This is a genomic window from Thermoanaerobaculia bacterium, assembly GCA_018057705.1.
Taxonomy (GTDB): Bacteria; Acidobacteriota; Thermoanaerobaculia; order Multivoradales; family JAGPDF01; genus JAGPDF01.
On record JAGPDF010000129.1, the window covers coordinates 1 to 7,053 of the forward strand.

Annotated in this window: 6 protein-coding genes; 2 read left to right on the forward strand and 4 right to left on the reverse strand. The window is 71.5% G+C overall.

Features of this window, described 5'->3' with window-relative positions; genetic code table 11:
• From KBI44_20785 to KBI44_20800, 4 genes are all read right to left on the reverse strand, one after another.
• The coding region (locus tag KBI44_20785; GenBank protein MBP9146920.1) for a hypothetical protein at positions 1 to 486 on the reverse strand (486 nt) is incomplete at its 3' end.
• A gap of 89 nt (positions 487 to 575) precedes the next feature.
• The gene (locus KBI44_20790; GenBank protein MBP9146921.1) at positions 576 to 3,638 is read right to left on the reverse strand and encodes a serine/threonine protein kinase; all 3,063 of its coding nucleotides are present in this window, start codon (positions 3,636 to 3,638) and stop codon (positions 576 to 578) included.
• A 10-nt stretch (positions 3,639 to 3,648) separates the two neighbouring features.
• A complete protein-coding gene (locus KBI44_20795; protein MBP9146922.1) occupies positions 3,649 to 4,836 on the reverse strand; it encodes a DUF2029 domain-containing protein in 1,188 nt (395 codons plus the stop codon).
• Positions 4,837 to 4,845: 9 nt separating this feature from the next.
• Complete coding sequence (locus KBI44_20800; GenBank protein MBP9146923.1) at positions 4,846 to 5,238, reverse strand: acyl-CoA thioesterase; 393 nt, start codon at positions 5,236 to 5,238, stop codon at positions 4,846 to 4,848.
• 84 nt (positions 5,239 to 5,322) lie between these two features.
• Here KBI44_20800 and KBI44_20805 point away from each other — a divergent pair, with 84 nt between their 5' ends.
• Both KBI44_20805 and KBI44_20810 read left to right on the forward strand, forming a co-directional pair.
• Positions 5,323 to 5,946, forward strand: a complete 624-nt coding sequence (locus tag KBI44_20805; protein ID MBP9146924.1) for a sigma-70 family RNA polymerase sigma factor — start codon at positions 5,323 to 5,325, stop codon at positions 5,944 to 5,946.
• Positions 5,943 to 7,010, forward strand: coding sequence for an anti-sigma factor (locus KBI44_20810; protein ID MBP9146925.1), 1,068 nt, complete (start codon positions 5,943 to 5,945; stop codon positions 7,008 to 7,010). Before KBI44_20805 ends, KBI44_20810 begins: the two co-directional genes overlap by 4 nt.
• The last annotated feature ends 43 nt before the right edge of the window (positions 7,011 to 7,053 follow it).

The following is a 7,053-nucleotide window of genomic DNA, read 5'->3' on the forward strand; positions in this document are numbered from 1 at the left end:
TTCGCCGAGCGGCGCCTGGCCGTCGGTGAGGACCGAATCGATGAGAAGGGCCTGGACGTCGCCTGCGAGTCGCAGTGCGCGTTTGGCGCTCACGCCCATTTCGATGGTGATCCTCTCGAGCGAGAGGACCGACGTTCCGGTTGTGGAGTGGACGTAGAAGGCGTCGGTCGGGTCGGAGCGCCGGAGCGTCGTCTGGCCGGTCGGAATCGCCGCGGTGCAGGAGCTGAAGCCGCCGACGAGGGCGACGGAGTGGCTGTCGACCTCGACCAGGCTGCCCAGGGTCTGCGTCACGTGGGCGATCTGGATCTCGTCGAAGCCGGAACCGTTCGCCGCGGCGGCGGCGACGGCCGCTTCGACCGTGAGGTGGGTGCAGCCGGTGCCGATGCCGACCCGGAATATCTCGGCCCCCGCGCTCCCGGCGGAAAGGAGACAGAACAGGCCAAGACAGGACATCCGACGGGTGCTCGAGGCGGAAGGAACGAACATGGAGGGCCTCCTGCTGAAGTTCCACGCCGTTGGGTGAGCGAACCTGTCAGCCCTCGGGGTTCGGGGGCCCGGCGGTCGCCAGCAGATCTTCAGTGGGCGCCGGGCGAGCTCGGGCGGGGCTGATCGAGGCCGGCGAGCGCCGCAGCGACCATTTTCGGGTCGTCGGGGTCGGAGGCGGGTTCGCTCTCGAGGAGCTTCAGGAGCCGGGAAAGGCGCTCCTTCGCCTCGGGCCCTCGGCCGAGGTCCCCGAGAGCGTCGGCTGCGGCGAGCGCGATGTCCACGCGGTGGGAGTTCGTCGGCGGGTTGTCCTGTGCGAGCAGTCGGTCCGCCTCATCGAGTTTCGCCAGGGCCGCATCCGCGCGGCCGCGGTCGAGGTCGTGGTTGGCGAGCAGCAGCAGGGTCTCGCCCTCGAGGTTGCGATCGTCAGGATAGAGCGTCCTGCGGGAGGCCGCGAGCTTGTCGAGAAAAGCCTCCGTCGCCCCCGGCTCGCCGTGCTCGTCGAGCAGGCGGTGAGCGCGGCGGGCAAACCCGGAGGCGAGCCAGCTGTCGGGGTTCTCGAACGCCTCGAGCATCACCGCGATCGCCCGCGCGGGATCGCCGGAGAGTTCATGGGCGAGCGACAAAGTGGACAGGGCGTCGGGCCACTTCCGGGCGGTGGCGGAGACGGCGCGTTCGGCGAGCGCGACCGCCAGCGCCGGCTCGCGCTGCTCCGGAGGGTCGCAGGAGACGGCGAAGTAGGCGAGGTCCGAGGTCAGGACCGGGTCGAGCTCGGGCTCGGCCAGGGCCTGGTGCGCCAGAGTCAGAATGAACCGATTCCCCGCCTCCACCGCCGCCTCGTTCCCGCGCCGGCGGGCGAAGGAGATCTGATTGCGCAGGGTCCTTAGGGTCACCGAATGAAGGTCGCCGTAGGCGGCGCGAAATGTCCTCAAGGAGCGGGCGTAGAGCTCCGCCGCGCGGTCGAACTCGCCGCGCGACGAGAGCAGGATGGCGAACAGCTCCTCGGCGCGCGCCGTGGTCGGATGGGTCGCTCCGAGCGCCGCTGTCGCGAGCCGCAGCAGCTCCTCTCCCTGCGCCTCGGCGGCTGAGAAGTCGCGGAGGTCCCACAGGATGAAGGCCAGGGTGAGGCGCGAGTTGAGGGTCGCGGGATGGGTCGGGGAGAGCACCCGCTCGCCGAGCGCGATCGCCTGCTCGGCGGCGGCTCTGGCCTCCGGGCGCCGCCGGAGGCGGCGCAGCGTCTGCGCCCAGCTGTCGAGGGCGCGTACCCGATCGGGATGGTCGACTCCCAGCAGTGCGCCGGTCTCCTCGAGCAGACGGCGCGCCACCGGCTCCGTCTCGATGTCTTTGCGCTGCAAGGTGAGGTTGGCCACGAGCAGCGCGAGGGCCTCCAGGCGCGCGCGACCGGCGCCCGGGACCGAGCCCAGTCCCGCTTCGGCCTCACGCAGCAAAGACTCCGCGGCGGCGTAGTTGCCCTGGCGCTGGACGGCGAGACCGAGGTAGGCGTGGGCTAGCCAGCGGCTCTCGCTCGCCGGGGCGCCTGCCGCGAGCTCGCGGTCCAGTTTCTCCGCCAACTCGGCTGCGGCGGCGTTCTGCGCCCGGGCGAGGAAGAGCTTGAGCGCGCGCATGTCCCCCGAGCGGGAGGCTTCGGTCGAGAGGCGGAGACTCTGGGTGAGCTCGCGTTCGCGGTCGATCTGCTCGCGAGCGAGGTCGAGCTCGCCCAGGCGGAGAAACGCTTCTCCCAGAACTCCGCGCACATGGTGCTCGACCTCCGGCTGGGTGGCGAGAGCGCTGGCTGCCCGGCGGGCGGCGAGAGCCAGCGCCTCCTGCACGAGAGGTTTTCTGCCGCGCGCCTCCTCCGGCGTCGCCGCGAGCAGCAGGTCGTCGACGAGAAAGCCCTGGATCGCGCGCGAGCGCTCTTCCGAGGCGCGCGCACGATCGCGCTGGGCGAGCGCGACGAGCAGGCCGGTCGCCAGGCCGACGAAGGCCAGGCTCGCCCCGGCGATCGCGAGCCGGTGCCGCGCGACGAACTTGCGCGCGCGGTAGAGCCGGGCGCCGGCGAGTGCCGTGACCGGATAGCCGGCGAGCGACCGGCGAATGTCGTCGGCGAGTGCTGTGACCGAGGCGTAGCGTTCCTCCGGGCGCTTGCGTAGCGCCTTGAGGCAGATCTCGTCGAGATCGCGCGACGCGCCGCGCGGAACGGCGCTCCTCGCCAGCTGGCTGGGCCGCGCCGGTTGGCGCTCGACGATCTCCCGGGCGAGGGAGAGCGCGCTGGTCGTCTGGGCTCCGAACGGCCGTTCGCCGGTCAGCAACTCGAAGAGCAGCAGACCGAGAGCGTGCACGTCGGTCGCTGTCGTCGCCGCCCTCCCCTCCACCTGTTCCGGGGCTGCATAGCGCGGTGTGAGCAGATGGTCGACGCTGCGCGTCAGGCCGAGGTCGTCTTCCTCGAGGAGCTTGGCGATGCCGAAATCGAGGAGCTTCACCTCGCCCTCGCGGGTGACGAGCACGTTCGTCGGCTTGAGATCGCGGTGCACCACCAGGCGCGCATGCGCGTAGGCGACCGCGTCGCACATCTTGAGGAAGATCGCGAGCTTGGCTTGGAGGGTGAGGCCCGCCTCGGCGCAGAAGCGGTCGATCGGCACGCCCTCGACGTACTCGAGCGCGAGGTACGGAGTGCCGTCCGCCGCGACCCCGCCGTCGATCAGGCGCGCGATGTTCGGATGTTCGAGTCGCGCCAGGATCTGGCGCTCGCGTTCGAGCCGCAGGCCGAGCTCGCGCGTGCGCACCGCCGCCGGCAGGAGCTTGACGGCGACCTGCTGCTCGAAGGCGCCGTCGGCGCGCTCGGCGAGGAAGACCTCGCCCATGCCTCCGGAGCCGATCGAATGCAGCAGACGCCAGGGCCCGCAGCGCTCGGAACCGCGTGCGTCGTCCGGCTCCGCGCCCAGCGCCGCCGCCACCTGCAGGCGGAGACCGGCTCCGGGGCTGGGCTCGTCGGCGAGCGCTGCCTGGGCGGCAGCGAGAAGCGTCGCATCGTCGCCGGCGGCGCTCTGGAGGTACGCTGCCCGGGCGTCGGCAGGCAGGTCGAGGGCTTCATCCAGCAGGCGAGACAGGCGCTGGAACCGCGCATTGGCCGCGCCCCTCGCGTCGTCGTCGCCCACCGCCGGGATGCTACCGCAGAGCGCCCTCCGCGCCCGGTCCCGGCTGCGTGCCATGAAAGCGCAGCACGTAGACGGCGAGAATCAACGGCGCCAGCGCGGGCGGTAGGGTGGCGAAGATCTGCAAGGCGACGGCGCGATCGTCGATGCCGGTCGCACCTTCGGCGAAGGTGAGCGCCGTGACGGCGAGGGCGATGCCGGTAGCCTCCCAGCCCCGAAAGCGCCGCTCGACCGCCGCCGCCGCGCGGTAGCGCTGCCTGGCGAGGGCGATCGCCATCGCCTGCAGCGGCAGGGTCAACACCAGTGTGTGGTTCCAGACCACCGGCGGCACCATCACGCAGCCGGCGAGGGCGACGGCCAGGAGCGGATCGCGGTCGGTGACCCGCGCGCGCGCCACGGCCGCGATCCCGGCGAGCAGCAGCAGGGAGAGGACCGAGGCGCCTTCGCGCAGCCCGGCCAACGCCAGGAAGCGGTGCAGCGACACCGTGCGTTCCAGCACCCAGGCGTCGGAGCCGTGACGCAGGAAGGCGCCGAACTCGGGATCGGCGAGCAGGGCGAGGGCGGCTGCCAGGGCGGCGACGACGACCGCCAGGTGGTGGCGGTGGCCGCCGGGTAGCGGTGGACGGGGAGGCGGGGGCCGATGAGGCCGATGGCAGAAGAGCGCGACCAGGGCTGCCGGCGCGAGCGGCTTGAGCAGGAGGCTCGCGCCCAGAAGCAGACCGCTGCCGACGGGCGAGCGTAGCCAGACGAGGAGCGCGACGAGAATGCAGCCGCCGACGGCGAAAGAGAGATTGCCGAACTCGATCCCCTGGCGCACGCCGGGTGCGAGCCCGACGTAGAGCGCTGCGGCGCCGAAGCGCCGCCAGGGTCTCCAGTCGAGCCGGCCGGTCGAATACCAGACCAGGATCGCCAGCCCGAGGATCGAGGCGCCGCGCAGCGGAATGTAGGGCGAGGGGAGTGGAAGCTGGCGCAGGACCGCGCCGATCCGCAAGAGAGACGGCGGATAGACGTAGTTGCCGTCGAGGTAGGGCGAAAGGCCCGCGGTCACTTCGAGGAAGGCCTTCTCCTGCGCCATCTCGTCGCCGAGCGGTGCGGTGCTGGTCACCGCTGGATAGAAGCGCAGCAGGATCGTAAGCGAGAGCGCTGCGATTGCCAGCGCGTGCTGCCACCAGGCGAGGGGCTGCCGGGCCGCAGGGATCACGGCCGGCCTCTAGCTGCGCTTGGGAATGGGCAGCGGGCGACCGTCCTGGCCGACGTGGACGAAGACCATCTCGGCCTCGGTGACCTTGACCTTCGGTCCGCCGGGCTGGCCGCGCTCCGCTTCGACCGTGACTTCCACCGTGACGGACGTGTTTCCGACGCGCTTGGTGCGGGTGAAGAAACTCACCAGATCACCGACGAATACGGGGGCGTGAAAGACCACCTCGCGCATCGAGACGGTCACGATCCGGCCGGGCACCGTGCGGTGGGCTTCGACGGCGCCGGCCTGGTCGATGTAGGAGAGGATGACGCCGCCGAAGATGGTCCCCAGCGCGTTGGTGTCCTTCGGCATCATGATCACGCGGATGGCGGGCATCGCGTTCCACTCTTCGTTCAGAGGCATCGGATTCTCCGCTCGCGAGCTCGGAAGGCGTGCGCCTCGGGCTCTCCCTCCCATGTTATCGTAGGGCCTGTTCCCGGACCCCCGATGGCAATCGATCCGTCCTCCTCGACGCCTTTCAGCAAGAGCGACGATCTGGCGCTCGTGCAAGGCGTGCTCGACCGGCGGCAGGAGGCCCTGGCCGAGCTCTACGACCGCTATGCGCCGCTGCTGCTCGCGGTCAGCCGTCGCGTGCTCGCGGCCCCCGCCGAGGCCGCCGGAGCGGAGAGCGTTCTGCAGGAGACTTTCTTCGAGGTCTGGAACCAGGCCGAGCGCTTCGATTCCGGGGCTTCTTCGGTCTCCGCCTGGCTGGTGCTGATCGCGCGCGACCGGGCGCTCGCGCGACTTCGCAGGCGTCCGCCCGCGGAGCGCGGTCCAGCCGCGCATTCCGCGAGGACGGCACTCCTGTCGGAGCGGGGTGTCGAGACGCTTCCGGGCGTGCATGTCGAGAGCCGGGCCGTGCAGGAGCGCCGGCAGCGCGTCCAGGCGGTGCTCGCGACGCTTTCGGCCGAGCAGAAGCAGGCCCTCGAGATGGCCTTCTTCGAGGGGCTCTCGCTGAGCGAGATCGCAGACCGTACGCGGACGCCGTTCGAGGTCGTCAAGGCGCGCGCCCTGTTGGCGATGAAAACGCTGCGCCGGGACCTCCGGGCGGAGATCCGGGAGCTCATGTGAGCGACGAGTACGATCTCGAGGATCCGGCTGCGCTCTCCGTTCTCGAGGACTTGGCCCACCTCGGTGGGCAGGAAGACACCGCGCCCGTCGAGCCGCCGCCCACGGACGCAGCCTCCGAAGTGCTTCGCCGGCTCTATCTCGAGAGCCTCGGGCTGCTCGCCTACGGGCTGCAACCCGTCCAGCCGTTGCTGGGCACGCGTGCCACCCTGCTGGCCAATCTGATCGGCGACGAGACCCAGGAGGTCTCGCCACTGATGATCAGCGCCGCCCAGGCGACGTTCGCGCCGTCCCCCGCCCCGGCTCCGCTGGCTCCAATGGCTCCAATGGCCCCCGCCCCTCCGACGGCCCCTCCCGTTGTATCGCCGGGCATGCCAGAAGGGGCGGAGCGGGCCGAGAGATCCCGAACCGCAGCGGCCGCGGTTGCCGCCGGTAGATCGCCCGAAGCTGCGTCGTCCGCAGGGGTCGCGCACGGCGAATCGCTGGCGCGCCGCTCGACGCGGCGGAGCCGCTGGCCGGCGGCGCTCGCGACGCTCTTCGGTCTGGCCGCGGTCGGTCTGGGCGTCTGGGCGGCGATGCTGCTGTCGGAGGTCGCCTACCGCGATGCGCAGATCCGGGAGTTGGGATCGCTCCAGCCCGAGGTCGACCGGCTGAGGCTCGAGCGCGACGCGGCGACCGCCGAGCTCGCGGCGCTCGAGCAGCGGCACAGCTTCGTGACCACCGCGGGCGCCACGGTCTATGCCCTGCGCCCGCCCGCCGCCGGCAGCTCGCAGCCGCTGGCGCGAGGCCATCTCTACGTCTCCCCCGACCGGCGCCGCTGGCAGCTCGAGGTACGGAGCCTCAAGCCCGAACCGGAGCCCCAGGACTACCAGCTCTGGTTCATCGTCGACGGCCTGCCGCTCTCCGGCGGGGTGTTCGACGCGAAGGCGGGCAAGCCCGCGCTCCTCGCCGACGACGCGATGCCGGCCGGCACGACGGCCGTCGCCGTCACCCTCGAGCGCAAAGGCGGCACGGCGAGCCCGACCTCGCCGATCCTGCTCACCGCCGACAGTCCGTTCCAGCTCTAGTCGCCAACCGTCGGACCGCCGACTCGGCGTCTTCGAAATGTAG